This is a genomic window from Acetobacteroides hydrogenigenes (assembly GCF_004340205.1).
Taxonomy (GTDB): domain Bacteria; phylum Bacteroidota; class Bacteroidia; order Bacteroidales; family ZOR0009; genus Acetobacteroides; species Acetobacteroides hydrogenigenes.
The window spans coordinates 322,854-343,816 of sequence record NZ_SLWB01000001.1 but is presented as its reverse complement, the minus strand read 5'-3'; the positions used below and the strand labels follow the sequence as shown (position 1 = coordinate 343,816).

Annotated in this window: 13 protein-coding genes; 11 read left to right on the top strand and 2 right to left on the bottom strand. The window is 44.9% G+C overall.

Annotated features, from left to right (window positions below; genetic code table 11):
* Positions 1–838: 838 nt before the first annotated feature.
* Both CLV25_RS01230 and ychF read right to left on the bottom strand, forming a co-directional pair.
* Positions 839–2,467: an alkaline phosphatase family protein gene (locus CLV25_RS01230; RefSeq protein WP_165876953.1), complete on the bottom strand. Its 1,629-nt coding sequence runs from the start codon at positions 2,465–2,467 to the stop codon at positions 839–841.
* Between the two features lie 38 nt (positions 2,468–2,505).
* Positions 2,506–3,606, bottom strand: a complete 1,101-nt coding sequence (gene ychF, locus CLV25_RS01225; RefSeq protein WP_131837816.1) for a redox-regulated ATPase YchF — start codon at positions 3,604–3,606, stop codon at positions 2,506–2,508.
* Positions 3,607–3,807: 201 nt separating this feature from the next.
* Here ychF and CLV25_RS01220 point away from each other — a divergent pair, with 201 nt between their 5' ends.
* The 11 genes from CLV25_RS01220 (at position 3,808) to CLV25_RS01170 (ending at position 20,963) form a co-directional block, all read left to right on the top strand.
* Positions 3,808–4,653 carry a transketolase gene (locus CLV25_RS01220; RefSeq protein ID WP_131837815.1) on the top strand — a complete coding sequence of 282 codons (846 nt, stop codon included), beginning with the start codon at positions 3,808–3,810 and terminating at the stop codon, positions 4,651–4,653.
* Between the two features lie 29 nt (positions 4,654–4,682).
* Positions 4,683–5,636, top strand: coding sequence for a transketolase family protein (locus CLV25_RS01215; protein ID WP_131837814.1), 954 nt, complete (start codon positions 4,683–4,685; stop codon positions 5,634–5,636).
* A gap of 16 nt (positions 5,637–5,652) precedes the next feature.
* A complete protein-coding gene (locus tag CLV25_RS01210) occupies positions 5,653–6,201 on the top strand; it encodes an RNA polymerase sigma factor (protein WP_131837813.1) in 549 nt (182 codons plus the stop codon).
* A 49-nt stretch (positions 6,202–6,250) separates the two neighbouring features.
* Entirely contained in the window at positions 6,251–6,700 is a 450-nt protein-coding gene (locus tag CLV25_RS01205) for a hypothetical protein (protein WP_131837812.1), read from the top strand.
* A 3-nt stretch (positions 6,701–6,703) separates the two neighbouring features.
* Entirely contained in the window at positions 6,704–7,162 is a 459-nt protein-coding gene (locus CLV25_RS01200) for a hypothetical protein (RefSeq protein ID WP_131837811.1), read from the top strand.
* Positions 7,163–7,431: 269 nt separating this feature from the next.
* Complete coding sequence (locus CLV25_RS01195; protein ID WP_131837810.1) at positions 7,432–11,421, top strand: hybrid sensor histidine kinase/response regulator transcription factor; 3,990 nt, start codon at positions 7,432–7,434, stop codon at positions 11,419–11,421.
* Between the two features lie 724 nt (positions 11,422–12,145).
* Positions 12,146–15,436: a SusC/RagA family TonB-linked outer membrane protein gene (locus tag CLV25_RS01190; protein ID WP_131837809.1), complete on the top strand. Its 3,291-nt coding sequence runs from the start codon at positions 12,146–12,148 to the stop codon at positions 15,434–15,436.
* Positions 15,437–15,473: 37 nt separating this feature from the next.
* Entirely contained in the window at positions 15,474–17,048 is a 1,575-nt protein-coding gene (locus CLV25_RS01185) for a RagB/SusD family nutrient uptake outer membrane protein (RefSeq protein WP_131837808.1), read from the top strand.
* 100 nt (positions 17,049–17,148) lie between these two features.
* Positions 17,149–18,711: a sialidase family protein gene (locus CLV25_RS01180; protein WP_131837807.1), complete on the top strand. Its 1,563-nt coding sequence runs from the start codon at positions 17,149–17,151 to the stop codon at positions 18,709–18,711.
* Between the two features lie 164 nt (positions 18,712–18,875).
* Positions 18,876–19,775 carry a dihydrodipicolinate synthase family protein gene (locus CLV25_RS01175; protein WP_131837806.1) on the top strand — a complete coding sequence of 300 codons (900 nt, stop codon included), beginning with the start codon at positions 18,876–18,878 and terminating at the stop codon, positions 19,773–19,775.
* Positions 19,776–19,778: 3 nt separating this feature from the next.
* Positions 19,779–20,963 carry an AGE family epimerase/isomerase gene (locus CLV25_RS01170; protein WP_131837805.1) on the top strand — a complete coding sequence of 395 codons (1,185 nt, stop codon included), beginning with the start codon at positions 19,779–19,781 and terminating at the stop codon, positions 20,961–20,963.

Sequence of the window (20,963 nt, the reverse complement as noted above, 5' to 3'; positions counted from 1 at the left end):
CTCCCGCTAAGGCGGGAGGTCGGCGTAGCCGGGGGTGGTTGTAAGTGAGAAATCTTGTAATGCCTTAACAATCCGACTTAAACCACCCCACCCCCGCTTCTCGGGATTTCCGCTTCGCTACAACCTTCGGGCACTCCTCCTTGAAAAGGCGGGGAGTACACTCTAGGCAACCTTTGCTTATGATATTATCTTCTTTCATAGAATAACGATTTTTTATGGGCGACAGCTGCTTGTCGTACACTTTCGGGCAGCTGGTAAATGGACGACAACTGCTTGTCGTGCACTTTAGGTCTTCTGGAAATAGGCATCACTCGGTTGATGCGCACTTCCGGGCTTCTGGTAAATGGGCGACAGCTGCTTGTCGTGCACATTCGGGTGTCTGGAAATGGGCGACAGCTGCTTGTCGTGCACTCTCGAGCATCTGGTAAATGGGCATCAATCGGCTGATGTGTACTTCCGGGCTTCTGGTAAATAGGCATCACTCGGTTGATGAGCACTTACGGGCATCTGGAAATGGGCATCACTCGGTTGATGTGTACTTCCGAGCATCTGGTAAATAGGCATCATTCGGTTGATGAGCACTTCATCTGTCTAAAAAATGCAAACGAAGCGGGTAGCTCTTTCGCTCTTGACCTAGGTTCTGAATTAGAACGAGACGCATGCAATGCGTCTCTACCCCAGAAACGCTGATTCGGGCGGTTAGAGACGCGATGATCGCGTCTCGAAGCAACCTTAGCAGAGGATTAGCCGCAAGCCGAACAATCCGCGATTCAGACATTAAAAAAATCCCCCAGCAAATGCATCTGCTGGGGGATTCGTATTATTAGGTAACGCTATGCTATCGGACTAGTTCCTTAATTGGCTCGCCGGTTGCGGCGTTCGACCACGAGATGTCGAGCAGGTTGGCAATTGTTGGAGCAATGTCGGCAGGATCTACCTTGCTCGATATGCTTTCGCGCTTAATCTTCCATCCGTACCAGATTAGGGGTACGTGGGTGTCGTAGCTGTAGGGCGAGTTGGACGAGGTTACCACCTCGTCGCTATCCACCCAGCCGGGCTGCAGGTTGATCACCACATCGCCCGAGCGCTGCGCGTAGAAGGAGTTCTGCATCTTCTGCATGATGCCGTCGGTGAAGCTGGTGTACTCGAGCACCGATGCCGGTATGGCCTGTGCCACGCCCGAGAACTGCTTCATGAAGTTGGCCACCTTGGTTTGCATTTCCGCTAGGTTGATCTTGGAATCCTCGATCAGCGTATGGTTAAGGTAGATCTGCTTCTGATGGTAGGCCTTAATCCACTCTCCACGGCCGTAGGTGGCGTTGAGGAAGATCTTTAGCAGCATCAGGTTGCGGTTGGGCTCGAAGTGTCCGGCCGGAATCTTACTCTTTTCGATAAACTTAGGAGCGTTGGCCACCCCGTTGTCGGAGGTGAGCACCACCAGCACGTTTTGCTTTCCGATGTTGTCGGAAAGGAACTTAACCAGATGCGCAATTTCTTCGTCGAGGCGGTAGTAGGTGTCCTCCATTTCGATGGAGGTGGGGCCGTACTTTTGCCCGATATGCTTGTTGGCATCAAGGGTGATGGTGAGCAGGTCGGTGGCATCATCCTTGCCCAGCCCCTCGTTAACGATGGCGGCAATGGCAAAATCCTTGGTGAGGTTGTTGCCGTAGGGCGTATCCATCAGCTTCTCGTAGGTAGGGCGCGATTTAGACTTAAGCATGCTGCCAAGGCCGTTGTCCGGATTGGTGAGCAGCGGCTTGGCGGTGGTGTCGAAGTTCTCTTTCGAGCTGATGTACTTGTTCAGCGGCTTGGTAAGCCCCCACTTGTTGTAGATATAGATATCGGGGAACTTCTTTTGGTTGAACTCGTCCACCCACTTCGGAAGCGATGGCATGTAGTAGCTGCTGGTCATAAACTTTCCGGTCGATGGATCGAACCAGTAGGCTGCATCGGCGCTGTGGCCTGCCAGGAATACCGCCGAGGTTGGCTCCATGGCAACACCAATCACCTTCGAGTTCTTGTTGGCCATTTTGATCTCGTCGGCCAGCGTTCCGGCCAGCAGGTTGCGTGGCGAAACCTTACCTAGATCGCCGAAACCACCAACGCCTTCGGTCTTCGAATCCTGAACGGCCTTCACGTTTTGGTCGGTAAGCGGTATGTACCACATGTCGCCAACAACGCCGTGGGTCGATGGGTTGGTTCCGGTTGCAATGGTTGCCAGTCCGGGAGCCGATTGCGTGAAGCTATAGTTGTACTTTGCATTCTTGCATACCGCACCTTCTTCGAGTAAAACCCTGAATCCGTTGTCAGAAAAGTTTCCGAAGTACCGTTGAAGGTAGTCGTAGCGCATTTGGGTAACCACGATCTCAACGATAAGCTTGGGCCTTTCGGAAGGAATAGCGCGTCCTTGTCCAAAAGAGCACGATGCAATAAGCAGTGCTGCCAGTGCAGCGGCGATTTTTTGCATTTTATTTGCCATTAACGACGGTAGAATAATCCTTAAGCCTAAACGTTGAAGCGGAAGTGCATGATGTCGCCGTCTTGGACAACGTACTCTTTACCTTCAACAGCCAGCTTGCCGGCTTCCTTAACTGCAGCTTCCGAGCCAAGCGCAATGTAGTCGGCATACTTAATAACCTCTGCACGGATGAATCCCTTTTCGAAGTCGGTGTGGATTACGCCTGCAGCTTGTGGAGCCTTAGACCCCTTATGGTAGGTCCAAGCGCGGCACTCGGTTTTGCCGGTGGTGAAGTAGGTTTCCAGGTTAAGCAGCGCGTAGGCCGATTTGATAAGGCGCGATACGCCCGACTCGTGTAGGCCGACCTCCTCTAGGAACATCTGGCGCTCCTCGTAGGTTTCCAACTCGGCGATTTCGGCTTCGGTCTTTGCCGCAACGATTAGGATTTGAGCCCCCTCGTTCTTTACCGCCTCGCGAACCATATCTACGTACTTGTTGCCGTTTACGGCGCTTGCCTCATCTACGTTACAAACGTATAGAACGGGCTTTACGGTAAGCAGGTGAAGATCGTAGCAAAGCGCCTTGCCGGTTTCGTCGAGCTCGAGCTCGCGAGCCGATCGTCCGCTTTGCAGCAGCGCCTTGTACTCAAGAAGAATTTCGTAAAGCTTCTTGGCGCTCTTGTCGCTGCCTGTTTTTGCCATCTTCTCAACGCGGCTGATGCGGGTCTCAACAGTTTCGAGGTCCTTCAGCTGCAGCTCAGCGTCGATAATTTCCTTATCCCTAACAGGGTCTACGGAGCCGTCTACGTGGGTCACGTTCTCGTCGTCGAAGCAGCGAAGCACGTGGATAATGGCATCGGTGTCGCGGATGTTAGCAAGAAACTTGTTGCCAAGGCCCTCGCCCTTGCTGGCTCCTTTTACCAAGCCTGCAATGTCAACGATTTCAACGGTTGCAGGAACTATCTTTAGGGGCTTGTCGATGTCGGCAAGCTTTATGAGTCTTTCATCTGGAACTGTAATAACGCCCACGTTGGGTTCGATAGTACAGAATGGGAAGTTCGCAGCCTGTGCTTTTGCGTTCGAAAGGCAGTTGAATAGGGTCGATTTTCCAACATTAGGAAGCCCTACAATACCACATTGTAATGCCATTGGATATTAACGTAATAGTTTAGATTAACGAGGCGCAAATTTAGCGGAAAAAACAGAGCCTCCTTGTTTTGTCTGGTTTAAAACACCTTATTAAGGGGAAAATTACTAAATATTAGCTGGTACTTATACCTTAATCGGTTAACTTTGCCGCCGATAAATTAACATTATCAAATTTTTATCTCACTCTTAATCTTCGTCTTCATGGCAGATATAGCAGAACTAAAGCTAATGGCTTCTCAGGTTCGAAGGGATATTATTCGAATGGTTTCTGGCGCAAATTCGGGGCATCCAGGAGGCTCTCTCGGATGCGCAGATTTTATGACGGCGCTTTACAAGAATATTCTACAAAACAATCCGGCAGATTTTCGTTACGATGGGCATGGACACGATATGTTCTACCTTTCGAATGGTCACATTTCTCCGCTTTGGTATAGCGTGCTAGCACGTACCGGATACTTTGGTGTTGAGGAGTTAGGCTCATTCCGTAAGCTGGGAGCCCGTCTTCAAGGTCACCCAACCCCCGATAAAGGTATTCCCGGCGTTCGTGTTGCATCTGGCTCGCTTGGTCAAGGGCTTTCTGTTGGAATAGGAACGGCACTTGCTAAGAAGATGAATGGCGACCGCTCGCTGGTGTTCACCCTACATGGCGATGGCGAGCTTCAGGAAGGTCAAATATGGGAAGCTGCCATGTTTGCAGGGGCAAAGAAGGTTGATAACATCATTGCTACCGTAGACTATAACGGAAAGCAGATTGATGGCCCTGTTGATCATGTGCTCTCGCTTGGCGATCTTGAGGCTAAGTGGCGCGCATTCGGTTGGGAGGTGCTTGCCATGAACGGAAACGTGATGGAAGAGGTTGTTGATACGCTCGGCAAGGCACGTTCGATGACCGGCAACGGCAAGCCAATCGTAATCCTTATGAAAACCGAAATGGGCTTCGGCGTCGACTTTATGATGGGAACCCATGCATGGCACGGAAAGGCTCCTAATGCCGAGCAAACCGAAAAGGCCCTTGCTCAGCTCGAAGAAACTCTAGGAGACTACTAATCGATCAACTTACCTTAAGATTATTAGCGATGATTAAATACGAAAATACAGGAAGCAAAGATACCCGTTCGGGTTTTGGCGCTGCACTCGATATTCTTGGTGATGAAAATCCTAATGTTGTTGCCCTTTGTGCCGACCTTATAGGTTCGCTTAAAATGGACAACTTCGTAGCAAAGCATCCCGAGCGCTTCATTCAAACCGGAATTGCCGAAACCAATATGATTGGAATGGCAGCAGGACTGGCTGTGGCTGGAAAGATTCCTTTCGCAGGAACTTTTGCTGCATTTGCTTCTGGACATGTTTACAATCAGATTCGTCAATCGGTTTGCTACTCAAAAACCAACGTTAAGATTGCCGCATCGCATGCTGGCATTACCCTTGGCGAGGATGGCGCAACCCACCAGATTATGGAGGATATCGGGTTGATGAAGATGCTGCCAAATATGGTGGTTATCAACCCATGCGACTATAACCAAACCAAGGCTGCAACCCTAGCTGCTGCCGAGTATGTTGGTCCTGTTTACCTTCGCTTCGGTCGTCCTGTTGTTCCAAACTTTACCGCTGCCGATCAGAAGTTCGAAATCGGTAAGGCTGTAATGATGAATCCAGGTAAGGATGTTACCCTTATTGCAACAGGGCATTTGGTGTGGAAGTCTATTCAGGCAGCCGAGATTCTGGAAAACGAAGGGATTAGCGTAGAGTTAATCAATGTTCATACCATTAAGCCATTAGATGCTAATGCCATTATCGAATCGGCTAAGAAAACTGGTGCGGTAGTAGTAGCAGAGGAGCATTTAATAAGTGGAGGTTTAGGCGAGAGCGTTGCTCAAGTTTTATCGCAAAACGTGCCAACTCCGATGGAATTTGTGGCTGTAGATGATAAATTTGGCGAAAGCGGAACACCCGACGAGCTAATGAAGAAGTTTCACTTGGATACTTCGGATGTCGTTGAGGCAGTTAAGCGCGTGTTGAGCCGCAAGTAATACGCCTATAAGTTTAATGGCAGCATACACGGATAGCGAGCTTTTATCTCAATTTCAAAAAGAAGAAACGAAGAACTATGCGTTTCGCCTGATAGTCCAAAAGTATCAGGAGAAGGTTTATTTGCATATTCGTAAGCTTGTTATCGACCACGATGATGCCAATGATATTGTTCAGAACACCTTTGTAAAGGCTTGGAGCGGACTCGATAATTTTAGGGAAGACTCCCAACTCTTTACATGGCTATACCGAATTGCAACCAACGAGGCGCTTACCTTTTTAAAAAGGAAGCGCACTCGTTTTTTTTTACCCTTGGTTGACGTGGAGGCTCAGCTGGCCAATACGCTCGAAACCGATCCCTACTTTAATGGCGACGAAGCAGAGCTAAAGTTGCAGAAAGCGCTACTCACCCTTCCTGAAAAGCAGCGCGTAGTGTTCAACCTCAAGTATTTCGACGAACTTACCTACGAGGAAATGTCAGAGATACTCGGGACATCGGTAGGTGCGCTAAAGGCATCGTACCATCTTGCTGCAAAAAAAATCGAAAAATATTTACAGGCCGATTAAACCTTTTGCCTTTTCCGTAGTCAAATAAAAGTGAAACGAAACAATTGCTATGGAATTTAAAGGAAATAGGATGACGGATAAAATGGGGAAGCAAAGCCCTTTTGCCGTTCCTGATGGTTATTTTGAGGGCCTTCCTTCTGAAGTTCAGAATAGAATTGCAGCAAGGAAGGCCTTAAAACCATCGATAAACTACCTACATCTATTTAAGCATCAAATGGGAATAACGGTTGGAGTTCTGTTTTTTGCTGCTGTTGCTTATACTGGCTATAGGTACAATAAGTTTGTTGATGAGGCTGTTGTTCTACCCGAGGATTACTACGAATATGTATCGAACAACACAGAAGACTTTAATGAGCAGGATCTAATTCTCGAAATAAAAACCAGCAAAGCAGTGGCCTCTAAAAAAGTATTGAAAAGAGAATCTGATAAGATTATTGATTATCTTGTAGATCAACAGGTTGATGTTGCTGCTGTGGAAGAAGAATTGTATAAAGATTAAGAGATGAACTTACTTAAATTATTAAACGTAAGCACGCTTTCTGTATTAATGTTGTTGTGTACGACTGTTGCGAATGCAAAGTCAGGGATAAAGGAAGATAAGTTGAAAGCCAAGAAAGTAGCCTTTTTTACTCAGAAGTTGAATTTAAATTCGGAAGAAGCTGAGGTTTTTTGGCCAGTTTACAATGAGTATCAGGAACAAAAAGAAAATTTGTTTGAACAGAGGAAGGCTATACATGAGCAATTCGCTCGAAGTCTTCATAAGATGCCAAACAAAGAAGTAGAGGAGTCGTTAGACAAGTTAATGGCTATATCAAAGGATGAAGCAACGTTGCTTGAAACTTATGTGACAAAGTTTAAGGATATCCTTCCCGACAAAAAGGTTGCACAGCTTTTTGTTGTAGAAGAAGATTATAAACGCTTTTTACTCCAGCAAATCAGGAATACCTCCAATCATAGATAGATAATTTGTACAGTGTTTTGTGAATAATAAAGAAGGGTGCTCTGTTGAGCATCCTTTTTTTGTGAAGATTCTTGGATGGTGCTGTTGCCGTAAATTGACTTATTTTTGCAAAAAGTGCTATCTTGCAGAGAACTTTTGACTTGGGTGCGTTTTAGAGTTTCTTGTAAGGTTTGGACTCTTACGCAATAAGTACGGTCGTTTTTATAAGTGTGAGTTTATTGAGTCCATTTGCTGAATTTTTTGTTGCAGTTAGGTATCCCTTTGTGTTTATGTTGAGAATATTTTATAGGTGTTGTCTTTTTTTTATTCTATTCGGGAGTTCTTTAAATTGCCGTGCAGAAGGTTTTGATCTTGTAAAAAATATAAATGCTACCAATGGACTTTCCTCTAATGTCGTTTATACCTCTTTGTTGGATCATCAAGGATTTATTTGGTTTGGAACAGAAGAAGGGTTAACTCGTTTTGATGGGCATTCCTTTAAGGTTTATCCGTCAGACAATATGCAGGAGGCCAGTATCCCTTATGATATCGTTAAAAGGTTGTTCGAAGACAGTAAGGGACGAATTTGGGTTGGTACAGAGCGCGGTTTGGCTTATCTCAGCAACCCTGATCGAAGAGTTGTTCGTCTTTTGGGAGATGTTTCTACGTTGCGGATTTCTGCCATAGAGGAGTTGCGGAATGGCGCAATTTGGGTGACAACTCCTAAAGGAGTATACGAGATTACAGATGATCAGGATGCTGCAAGGCTAGTTTCGCTTCGGCGATATGGGTTAAAGAATGGCGTTGCACTTTCGAATATAGTTCAGGATAAGGATGGCTATCTGTGGGCTTTGGATGTAGATGGAGGTGTTTTCTCTAACCGAAAAGGGGATGCTGCGTTCTCATTTAGGGCTAATAAAAAGTATACCTCACTAGGAAAACTAGATGAAGGACGTTACATATATTTGGTTGGTCGTAATAACGTGGATTTTTTTGATGTTAAAAGAGGTAGGGCAAGTAGCCTAAAACTTCAAAGTCGGATTATGGGGGCTTACCTCTTATCTAAAGACCAACTTCTTATTGTTATGACCAGTGGAGAGGTTGCTCTCTATAGCATTTCAAAAGGCGCAAGCACTTTGGTTCCCCTTCGATTATCGAATATGTTTATTACAGGCGCTGCTTCTCCAATTCCTGGGGTACTATCTTTCTCTACACTCGAAAGCGGAGTTTTAATGTATGCTGAAAACAAACCTCTTTTCGATGTGGTGAATCCTCTTGGGGAGCAAAATGGAGAATACCAGATCTTTAAGTCAATGGTGAAGATGCGTGATGGGCGTATTGCAGCATGTGCATGGAATCATGGTGTTGTAATACTTTCTGGCGATCTAAAGGTGGTTCGTACATACCCTATTTCTTCTGTTTTTGATGGATACAATGCTCAAAGTATAACGGAGTTTATTCCTGGGAATTTGATGGTAGGAACCGTAGGTGGGGGCGTGCGGTTTATTGGAAATGTAAATATTTCAGACAAGGTTAGGGGATTGTTGGGCGTGCTGCAAAACGATAATGTGTGGACCTTAGTTGCCAGCCAATACAAAAGGGGGATTTGGATAGGTACACAGCAAGTTGGCCTTTTGCGATTTGATCCGCTGAAGGAACAAGTAGATAGAAGATTTGGTGCTACCTTCAGGAATATGGATGTGCGAGCTATAATGGAGGTGGATTCCACAAAGCTGCTAGTCGGATCGTTGAATAGGGGGATTTATTTGGTTAATCCTACAACCAGCTACGTTTATAAAATTGGCTCCGATTCTCGATTGGGGAGTGTAGGTGTTTACTGCTTTTATAGGGATGCAAGGCAATCTAATATAGTATGGGTTGGGACTTATGGAAGCGGATTGCTAAAGTTAAATGTGGCAACATTGAGGGTGGAACGAGCTTATACTGTTAAGGATGGCTTGCCGAGCAATGTTGTAAAAAGCATTCAGGCCGATACAAGAGGATTACTTTGGCTAGGAACTGCAAAAGGGTTGAGTAAGTTTTCTCCTGCAACTGGCGAATCTTTTAGCTTCGGGACTGATGGGAAAATGCCTCAGCATATATTCAGCTTTGGCTCCTCTATTCGAACCTCTGATGGATCCATTGTTTTTGGTACAGCTAATGGGCTTATTCGATTTAGACCTCAGCAATTGCGCGAGGTACTGCAATCGGCATTGCCTATTGTTTACGCAGTAAAAGCAGATGGGAAAGAGATCGCTGCCTATAGACAAGGAAGCGATGCAGCGCCCTTAAAAATCCCTTACGTGGATAATACCGTATCGATAGAATTTGGCGGTATAGCCTATAACGTTCAGCAAAAATCCAACTTTTTCTACAAGCTTGAGGGTGTCGATACCGAGTGGAAACGATCGGATAATCTTCAAAATGATGTAACCTATTCTAACCTTAGAAGCGGGACATATACCTTTAGAGTCCGAAATGCAATCTATGGTAAGGAGGATGGTGCGAACGAAACCGTCGTGCGTTTTCGTATTGGCTATCCGTTTTGGGGATCACCCGGGATGATCTCTTTTTATGTATTGGTGGTGATGACCGTTCTTTTCTTTTACAAAAGATATGTAGATTACCGAAAAGCATCAGAAGCAGAACGGGTAAAGAGTAAGTACGAGCTGTATGTTGCTCAGCAGATGTACCGTATGAGGTTGAAGTTTTTTGCAAATATTTCACACGAGTTCAGGACTCCATTAACGCTAATACTAGGTCCAATTCAGTCTTTGATGGATGAGAAGAGCATGACGTCAGAGCGGAAGCTGGCTATGTACCATAGGATTAGTCGTAATGCGAAACGAATGCTAAACCTGGTTTCGCAAATTGCCGACTATAGAAAGCTAGAAGAGGATCAGACTTCTATTGCAGTTGAGCTGCTCGATGTGGCATCTTTGGCACGGCAAACCGTCGATTTATTCTTGGATCAGGTAGAGCAAAAGCAGCAGCAGCTTGTTCTTGAGACCGAAGCTCCTTTATTGGAAGGATGGGTAGATCGCGATAAGTTCGAAAAGATACTGGTGAACCTTTTGTCGAATGCTGTAAAGTACTCCGAAGAGCATGATTCTATTCGCGTCCTTCTGCGTAAAGAACAGATTGCGGACGAAGATTGGCTAGTCCTAGAGGTTGCCGATTCGGGGATTGGTATTGCGCAAGAGAATGTGGGTAAAGTGTTCGATGACTTTTTCCGTGAATCATCTGATGAAGGTGGAACAGGAATAGGTTTGGCCTATACAAAGCGGCTAGTAGAGCTGCATAAGGGAGCTATATCGATTGTTTCGGAGCTGGGCGAAGGAACAACGGTTTCTGTGCGCCTGCCAGTATCGGCAAAGGCTTATAGCGAGCAGGAGCGATATGGAGCAGGAAGCTACGTTCGCAAGGAGCATACCTCTATGCTTCCTTTCGAAAAGGAAGCACCTGAGGTTTCAACATCTGCGGAGCCCAAAAAATGGAAGATTCTAGTGGTTGACGATGATGCCGAAATTTGTAAGTACGTTGCAGAAATCTTCGAAGATCACTGCGAGGTGATGACGGCCTCCGATGGACAGGTAGGGCTTCGAAAGGCTACATCTTTTCTTCCTTCGCTCATCATTAGCGACATTCTCATGCCAAAGATGAATGGCTTAGATCTTCTTAAAAAGCTGAAGGATAACGAGAGAACAGCTCATATCCCGGTGATGTTGCTATCGGCAAGGGCTGATAGTAGCAGCATCAAGCAGGGGCTGGCCCTTGGTGCAGATGCCTATCTCTCTAAGCCATTTGACGAGGATCAGCTCAAGTTCAACGTGCTTAACCTGCTTACTACTCAAGATCGGCTCTTGTCTAGTGTGAGCCCCGCAGGCACAAATGTAAACGTAGAGCTGCTTTCGGCCGTTGATAGGCGCTTCTTCAAGAAAGTCGTTGGTGCAGTAGAGCGCAATATTGACAACTACGAGTACGATATTGACGATTTATGTGTTGATATCGGCGTTAGTAGGACACAGCTCTACCGAAAGATGAAAGTTGTGACAGGCGTGTCTGCAAACGAGTTCATACGTAGCTATAGGCTGAAAAAAGCCGCCCGATTGCTGGGGAACCCAAACATGAACGTGGGGGATGTGCTCTTTGCCGTTGGGTTTAATAACCGGTCGTACTTTAATAGATGCTTTAAGGAGTATTTTGGGATGACACCTATGGAATACGTAGAGCGCTTTTGTAAGGGGGCGGTCTCTGATTCTCAACAATCTGTAGATTAGTATACTTAAACGACAATTAGATTGGTCGTCATAGAGGGTGGCTGCTAGCTTGTGTGCTGGCTGCTGCCCTTTTTTATGAAATAGGCCTTTGCTCAACGTTACCACCCTAAGCGTATCTCTAAATCGGAGCTGTCATTTGGGAGATATTCCGGCATCTACCCCAGGATTTAATAAATTATGATAAAGCCAATTGGTAATTCATTAGGTTGGCAATGTTGAGTTTGCTTTGCTCGGCTTAGTAAAAAGCAAGAGGTAATATTCCTATGCAAAGTCGATAGGAAAGTCGAAGTCTTTGAGTTTTTGCTATTCTCAAATTTTCCCAAGATAATAAATGGAGTGTTTTCTTTTTTACCATATAACGAGGTATACCAAGATGATTGCTTGATGCGTTTGGAGTGCTTTCGGACTCTGTTCGAACTTCTTCGTGATACAGCCTGTATTTGCTTTTTTTCTAGTGGTCTGTTTTGTAAATAGGGTAAGTTTATCGTTAAAAAGTCAATGGTAAGGCAGAAAACTCGGTTTTTGCAACGATTTGTAGATTAAATGACCTTAATATGAGTAAATGAAAAGTTAAAATGAGGGTGTGTTTTTTTAAGTTGTTGATTGATAGGTTTTAGTTTAAGGATTGGTGGTGTAAAAGTGTTGATGTTTGAATTGTTTGTACTCATAAAACAGGGTGTTTCGAGCGTATTTTGGCAGCTAACAAACATTAATTTATTGGTGTATGAAGTTGAAGCTGGGATTTACTTGGATCATGCTGCTACTAGTAATAGTGGCACAAGCTCAGTTCTCCATCAAAGGGCGTGTCCTTGATGCGAAAACTAATGAGCCAATGCCTGCGGTAACCGTAGGCGAAAAAGGAACATCAAAGGGTACAATAACGGATGTTGATGGCCGATATACGCTGAATGTATCAAGCGATAAGGCTGTCCTTGTTGTAAGCTTTGTTGGCTATGCTTCGCAGCAAGTGGCTGTGAATGGAAGGCATGAGGTAAACTTTATGTTGCAGCCTTCTGATATTAAAATTGAAGAGGTGGTTGTTACCGGATATGGTAGCACGCAATCTAAGGCAAAACTAACCTCTTCGATTGCAAAGGTAGATAGTAAGGTGCTAGAAACGGGAGTACGCTCTAATCCTGCTCAGGCATTAGCAGGATCGGTAGCAGGTTTGAAGGTTGTTCAAGCTTCTGGAAAACCTGGATCTACTGCTACGGTTACTCTTAGAGGTGGAACAAACTGGGATGGCTCTGGATCACCACTGGTTATTGTCGATGGTCAAGTTCGTGGAGGTTTTTCGGACATTAACCCCGAGGATATTGAATCTATGGACGTGCTGAAGGATGCGGGTGCTACCGCGCTTTATGGTGCTCGTGCCAACAACGGTGTAATCCTTATTACCACAAAAAGAGGCAAAGCGGGAAAGTCTGAGATTACCGCCAAGGTTCGTTTAGGGGTAAACTACCTCAACGAGCCGTATAAATTCCTTAATGCAGGGGATTACCTATACTGGATGCGTATGGGATATAAGAATGCGACGGATGGCGGATTCCAAAACCTGAACAGCTTAAAGCAAGCGGTTGCATATGGTACGGGAAACCTTTATTTTGATCCGAGCAACCCAAATGTAATTCTAGATGGCAATAAAGATAATAGGGCCGTATGGAGTCCAATGATTCTTAACGACCAAAATAAGTTTTTGCTAGACAAGGGCTATAAGCAGATGACCGATCCTGTTTACGGAGATCAAATTATCTATAAGGAATTTAATTACAAGGATGTTGCTTTCAATAATCCTGCAAAAACACAGGATTACAATATCTCTGTGATGGGAGGAAATGAAAAGGGCAGCTACTATGCAGGTTTAGGATTTTATAATGAAGAAGGTCTTCCTATTGAAACATTCTATAAGCGCTTAAACTTTACCTTTAATGGAGACTACAAGGTTCGCGATTGGCTAACTTCTTATACAGGATTCAGCTTTGCAGATGCTCGTTGGAAGGATACTCCAATTACAGGTGAGGGGAACTACTTTGCTCGTATGCTTAGTGCTCCTCCTACAATGCGCGGGTACAATGAGCAAGGAGAGCCGCTGGTTGGGCAAAGCTTGTCTGATGGAAACCCTCAGGCTAATATTGACAAGTTCTTACGTAAGAATAATTCTGATAAGTTCACATTAAGCCAGTCGTTTAAGGTTAACTTTATGCGAGACCTTTCCTTGAAGGTTGGTGCAATATGGATGTATGACGAAGGTTTCTACGAGAGCTTTAATAGGGATTACCTCCAATCTTCGAATAACTGGAACCGTACTCGTTCTAGCTCTGCTCAGTTCGAAAGGACAATGCGTCAGACCTACAACGCTGTATTAAGCTACAAGAAAACCCTATTTGAGAACCATAATATTGACGCTATGTTAGGGGGAGAGTTTTACGATACCTATAACTACGGATTGTATGGTGCTGGTAAGGGTGCTCCAACTGATGACTTTAGAGATTTATCGTTGACTCTTGGTGATAAGGATGCTCGTAGCATAGACACTTGGCATGACCGTCAGCGCATTCTATCTGCATTTAGCCGCATTAACTACGATTTTAAGAGCAAGTATTTGTTATCCTTTACTTTCCGTGAGGATGGCTATTCTACATTGTTTGAAAATAATCGTTGGGGATTCTTCCCAGGGGTGTCTGCTGGATGGGTTCTAAACAAGGAACAATTTATGCAATCTACTAGCAGTTGGTTGAATCTATTGAAGGTAAGAGCAAGCTACGGTGTAAACGGTAACGTATCAGGAATTGGGTCGTACCAACTACAAGGTTCATATGGTGCTGCAAAGTACGATGGAACTACGGGATTCCTACTAGGAGGACTTCCAAACCCAGAACTAAGATGGGAACGCTCAAATACTTCAGAAGTAGGTGTTGATATTAGCCTGCTTAACAACCGCATTTTTGCTTCTATTGCCTACTACGATCGTACAACCCGTGATAAGATTGCAACAATTCCTGTTCCTTCTAGTTCTGGTGTTACCGGTATTCTTTCGAATAATGGTGAACTAAGGAACAAGGGGCTTGAGATTGAAACCAAGTTTGTTGCCGTTGAAAAGGCTGGATTCAAGTGGAACGTTAACGTAAACTTTGCTTGGAATAAGAACAAGGTGGTTAAGCTTCCTGATAACGGATTAGAGCGCAATAGGCAAAGTGCATTTCAAATTTACAACTCAAAGGGTGAAAAAGTTTGGGTTGGAGGATATCAGGAAGGCCAAGAACCAGGTGGAATGTGGCTTTTTGTTGCAGAAGGTATCTACAAGAGCGCTGAAGAAATTGCAGCTGAAGCTGGAAATCGTATAGATATTACTTCTGGAAATAATGGAAGTAATGGGCGTCCTCTCTATGGTCCAGAAGCATGGGCTAAGCTAACTGCTGCTGAAAAATCTAAGGGTTTGCAGATTCAGCCAGGCGATGTTAAGTGGAAAGATGTAAATGGCGATGGTATTATCGACAACTACGATAGAGTTTATGTTGGTCGTACAACCCCTCGTTTTACCGGAGGTATCACCTCTTCAATGACATGGAAAGGTCTTAGCCTATTTGCCCGTATGGACTATGCTCTAGGTTTCTACCAGTACGATAATGTTCTTCCTTGGTTTATGGGATGTATGCAGGGGTCTTTTAATCCAGTTACTGAAACTAAGGGAACTTGGACTCCAACAAATGTAAATGCGCAATATCCAATCTATACATGGGCAGACCAATTAGGGAAGCGTAACTATGCTCGTGACTCAAAAATGTTTGCTTATAAGGCCGATTATCTATGCTTCCGTGAGGTGTCGTTGAGCTACACATTCCCTAAGGATTGGGCTGCTAAAGCAAAAATGCAGAATCTTCAGGTTACCCTTACAGGACAGAATCTTGGTTATCTGACTAAGGCAAAAACATACTCTCCTGAAATAGGAGGTTCTGTAGGAGGTGGATACGCCCTGCCTCGTACCTTTGTATTTGGTGTAAATCTTACATTCTAGTAATGTAATTGGATTGTAACGTTAAAAACAGATTCAAATGAAAAAGTTAAAAACGCTTTTTTACGCAATAGCTTTCGTGGGAGCGCTAACCTCTTGTAGCGATACTCTCGATTTAGCTCCAGAAGACTACTATGCTAGTGGAAACTACTGGAAGACTCAAGCACAATTTGAGGGTTTTATGGTAGGGATGCACAATTCTCTAAGAGGGGATTATTCAAATGTTTTTGTTCTTGGAGAAGCTAGAGGGGGAACTCAAAAATTTGGAACCTCTACAATGTCTACCAGCTTAAACTACAGCTCTCCTATTAAGAATAATGCCTTTACAAAAGATCAAACTGGCGTAGGAGGTTGGGCTAGTTACTATGGGCGCATTTTGCAGGTAAACCTTTTTATCCAAAAAGCAGAGGCAGCTACAGCTGCAGTTTTGCCAGATGCTGCAAAGAACTATTTGTTGGGTCAGGCTTATGGCTTACGAGCATACTACTATTTCCAACTTTACAAAACCTTTGGAGGTGTCCCTATTGTTACAGAACCAAAGCCAACAACAACGTCTGATCCCACAAAGCTTAGCACTGCGCGTAGCACCCCAAAGCAGACGCTAGACTTTGTAAAGCAAGATGTGGAGAAGTCGGAGCAGTACTTTTCAAGTGATAATTTTACCCTAAAAAGCAGAAGAGCAATGTGGTCGAGAGCTGCAACGCTAGTTCTTAAGGGTGACGTATATCTCTGGTCAGCAAAAGTTGCTGTTGGAGACCAGGCTCCTACGGATGTGTCTGGTGATCTAACCAAGGCTGAGAACGCTTTATTGGCAGTGAAGAATTCTGGAAAGTTTGGCCTTCTTTCTAAGTTTGAAGATGTTTTTTCTACTTCAAACAAGGGAAATAACGAGATCATCTTTGCCATACGTTTTGCTGATGGTGAGGCAACCAATAATGCTGCTGAATTCCTTTATCAGGATGCTGTTTTCTTGAATCAGTATATAGGTTATAATGGTAAAGTAATGAAAGATACGCTTAATCTTAAAGGAACCGGAGGCGTATTCCGTAATGAGTACAAGTTTGAACTTTTTGCTTCTTACGACAACGCCGATACCCGTAAGCGTGCTACATTCCTTGATTATTACAAGGTTGCTAATGGAGATACTACAGTTAGAGCAGTTGTATTGCGTAAGTTCGTTGGTTCTATCAATACTACCAATAATAGAGTGTACGATAGCGATATCCCAGTATACCGTTATGCTGATGTGCTTCTTCTCCTTGCTGAAATTGCAAATAAGAAGGGCGAAGATCCTTCCGGTTATATCAACGATATAAGGAAGCGTGCTTATGGACCGACCTTCCCAGTTTACACAAATGGAACATTTGAAGAAAATGAACTAGCAATCCTAAAGGAGCGCGACAAAGAGTTTGTTTGGGAAGGTAAGCGTTGGTATGATCTTCGTCGTATGCAAAATGCTGCTGGCAAGCCACTCGCATTTGCTGCTGCAGCTAATTATCCTGCTACTGCTCCTGTGCTACTAGAGACAGAAACGCATAAGCTGTTATGGCCTATTGATGTTAATACATTAAATGCCGATCCTTTGCTCAAGGATCAGCAGAATCCAGGATACTAGAGTAGTAGTCTGTTTTGAGTGTTTGAATAATAGCTAGGAGGATGAGGGGTATTCCTTATCCTCCTATATTTGTAGATACTAATTCATCACATTGCATTTCATGAGAATACTTTTCGTTGTTGCTTTTTTTGCATCGTTAGCTGCCGTTTGTCAGGCGCAGTCTTCTTTGCAGGCAGAGGTTTTGCAAAAGCAAAATCCAGTGTTGGTAGGGGTAAAGAATAATGTTGCTCTTTGCCTAAAGGTGAGCGTGCCAGAAAACCAGCAGATTGCCATCTCAGAATTAAGGTTTAGTACTAAAGGAACTTCGAGGTTGTCGGATTTGAAAGCTTTTCGTGTATTCTCTACAGGAACACGATCTTCTTTTGTCGATTCTGCGATGGTAAGCCAAACTGCAAAGGTTGGGAAAGAGCTTGCTGTAAAGGAGGCTATAATGCTACAAAAAGGTGAGAACTATTTGTGGGTTACCCTAGAACTAAAAGATAAGGTCAACCTTTTAAATCGATTTGATGTTGCCTGCTCATCAATGACGCTTTCAAATGGTGCTGTTTTAACTCCAACAGACAGGACTCCAAATGTTGTTCTTCGTGCTGGTTATGCAGTTCGCCAGCGCATGCAGGATGGTGTTAACACCTATCGTATACCCGGTTTGGTTACAACAAAAAAGGGGACGCTAATCTCGGTTTTTGACATTCGTCGCAAGTATTCTGGCGATTTGCAGGGAGATATTGATATCGGCATTTGCAGAAGCATGGATGGTGGTAAATCGTGGCTGCCAATGCAGGTTGCCATTGATATGGGCGAATGGGGTGGCCTTTCGCACGATGAGAATGGGATTACTGATCCTTCCATTTTGGTAGATGAAACAACCGGAACAGTTTGGATTGCGGCTCTTTGGCTAAATGGGTCGAAGGGTAAGCCTGCCTGGTGGGCCTCTAAACCTGGAATGACTCCGGATGTTACAGGACAATTCGTCCTTGCTAAAAGCGATGATGATGGGCTTACTTGGTCGGAACCAATTAACGTAACAGAGCAGATGAAAGATCCCAAGTGGTATCTATTCTTCCAAGGACCGGGACGTGGCATTACCATGAAGAATGGCACCATTGTTTTCCCTGCACAGTTTAAGGATGAGAATCAGGTTCCTCATTCTACGATTATCTACAGTAAGGATCATGGTAAAACATGGTCGGTAGGTACAGGCGCTAAATCGAAGACTACCGAGGCTCAGGTGGTGGAACTGTCTGATGGTTCGCTAATGCTGAACATGCGCGACGATAGAGGTGGCTTCCGTTCTATTGCGGTAACCTCCGATATGGGTAAAACTTGGGTGGAGCACTCATCTTCCCGTTCTGCCCTTCCCGAGTCTACCTGCATGGGTAGCATTATCACCCTAAAGACTAAGAAGGGTGAGAATATAATGCTCTTCTCCAATCCGAATACGCAGAAGGGCCGTCACTCCATGACCATCAAGGTTAGCTTTGATGAGGGGAAAACCTGGCCTGTCGAAAATAACCTGCTCTACCATGCCGGCGACTGCTTCGGTTACTCCTGCCTAACTCAAATTGATGATAAGACGGTAGGGGTACTCTACGAGGGTGTTCGCGACTTGTACTTCCAAAAGTTTGCCATCGAAGAACTTCTTCATCCTAAAATGAAGAAATAACCTTTGGGAGAGACGCGAATCTTAATTATGCAGGAGTGTAACGTTCCTGATGAATTTTTTTACAGTTTTAATCCATATTCTAATAATGAATCATCCATGTTTCAGAGTTAAAAACGAATGGATTAAACGTGCAACAATGCCTTTAAACACAAATTTATATTTTGATGAAACAGCATAACTTTATTGCGGCACCTCATACGCCATTTTTGGAGAATGGTGAGGTAAATCTTTCTGAAATTGCGAACCTTTACGCTTTCCTTAAGAGGAATGGTATTAAAGGGGTTTTTGTTAATGGCTCTACTTCGGAAGGCTACCAGATGACGACTGAGGAGCGTATGAAAACCGCCAAAGCCTGGGATGCAGCTGTTGACCCCGACTTTCAACTTTTTATTTTTGTTGGACACCTCTCTACCAAGGAGGCATGCAATCTGGCCGCACATGCAAATGGTCTTAAGAATGTGAAGGCTGTTTCGGCAACTGGTCCATTCTATCAGCGTCCTGGTAGTTTGGAACTGCTTGTTGATATCTGCCAAACGATAGCAGCAGCAGCGCCTGATAAGGGCTTCTACTACTACCATATTCCGGTGCTTACCAACATCAACTTCTCGATGACCGACTTCCTGAAGGCTGCTGCACCAAGAATTCCTAACCTGAAGGGAGTAAAGTATACTCATACCGATATGCAAGACTACATCACGGCAACAGCATCTCCATTTCCTGTAATGGCTGGTGTTGATGAGATTGCGCTGGCTAGCATGCAGCTGGGTGCTGATTGGTTTATTGGCAGTACCTACAACTTCATGCTTCCGCTTTACATCCAAATGGGCAAGTGCCTTGAGGCTGGAGATATTGAGGGTGCGCTTAACCTTCAGCGTAAGAGCATCGAGATTATCGGCATCTTGGCAAAGAACGGCTACATGCCTGCTGCCAAATTCGTGATGAGCCACCTTGGCGTAAATGTTGGCATTGCTCGTCATCCTTTCAAGAACCTTACCGACGAGCAAAAGGCGGGTATCCTGAAGGATTTAACTGCAGCCGGTTTCTTCGAATATGCTAATAAGTAGGCCATGGAAAAGAACTTTGCAGAAATAGCATCGCTGTATAGGAGTAACCTTCTTGACAGGGTTATGCCTTTTTGGATGAAGAACTCGCTAGACCACGAGTTTGGCGGCTACTTTACCTGCCTTGCCCGCGATGGTCGTGTTTTTGATACCGATAAGTTTATGTGGTTGCAGAACCGCGAGCTCTGGATGCTCTCCTTCCTTTACAATAAGCAGGAGGCTAAGCAGGAGTGGCGCGATGCTGCCGATCTGGGCTACCATTTCCTTAAGAAGCATGGTAGAGCAGCCGATGGCAGTTGGTACTTCTCTGTAGATCGTCAGGGAAATCCGCTTGTGCAGCCCTACAACATCTTTTCGGACTGCTTTGCCACCATGGGATTCAGCGAGTACGCAAAGATGACCGGCGATGCAGAGGCTATGGATATTGCCATCACCACCTTCAACAACATCTTGAAGCGTCAGGATAACCCTAAGGGTATTTGGAGCAAGGCTGTTCCAGGTTCGAGAAACCTTATCAACTTTTCGCTTCCAATGATCCTGAGTAACCTGGTGCTGCTGCTTAAGGATGTTCTTCCTAAGGAGCAGGTGGACGAAACTGTTGCCCACTGCGTGGATATGGTAATGAATACCTTCCTTGATAAGGAGCGCGGCATCATCTTCGAAAATGTTCTGCCTAACGGCGAGCATCATGATAGCTACGAAGGTCGCTTAATCAACCCTGGGCATGGCATCGAGAGCATGTGGTTTATCATGGATATCGCAAAAGCTTACGGCAATGACGAACTGATGAAGCAGGCTGTTGAGACCACCCTTTCTATCCTCGAGTACGGTTGGGATAAGGAGCACGAAGGCATCCTTTACTTCCTCGATGAGAAGGGAAATCCTCCTTTGCAGCTCGAGTGGGATCAGAAGCTTTGGTGGGTTCACCTCGAAACGCTGATTTCGCTTTCGAAGGGTTACCTGTATACCGGCGACGAGCGCTGCTGGGAGTGGTACAAAAAGGTACACGAGTACTCTTGGTCGCACTTTAACGACGAGGTTTACGGCGAATGGTACGGCTACCTAAACCGCCAAGGCCAGCCGCTTACAACCCTTAAGGGTAGCAAGTGGAAGGGCTGCTTCCATTTGCCTCGTGCGCTTTACCAGTGCAGCGTTACCTTCGATGCTCTAGCACAAAAGCATTCTAAATAG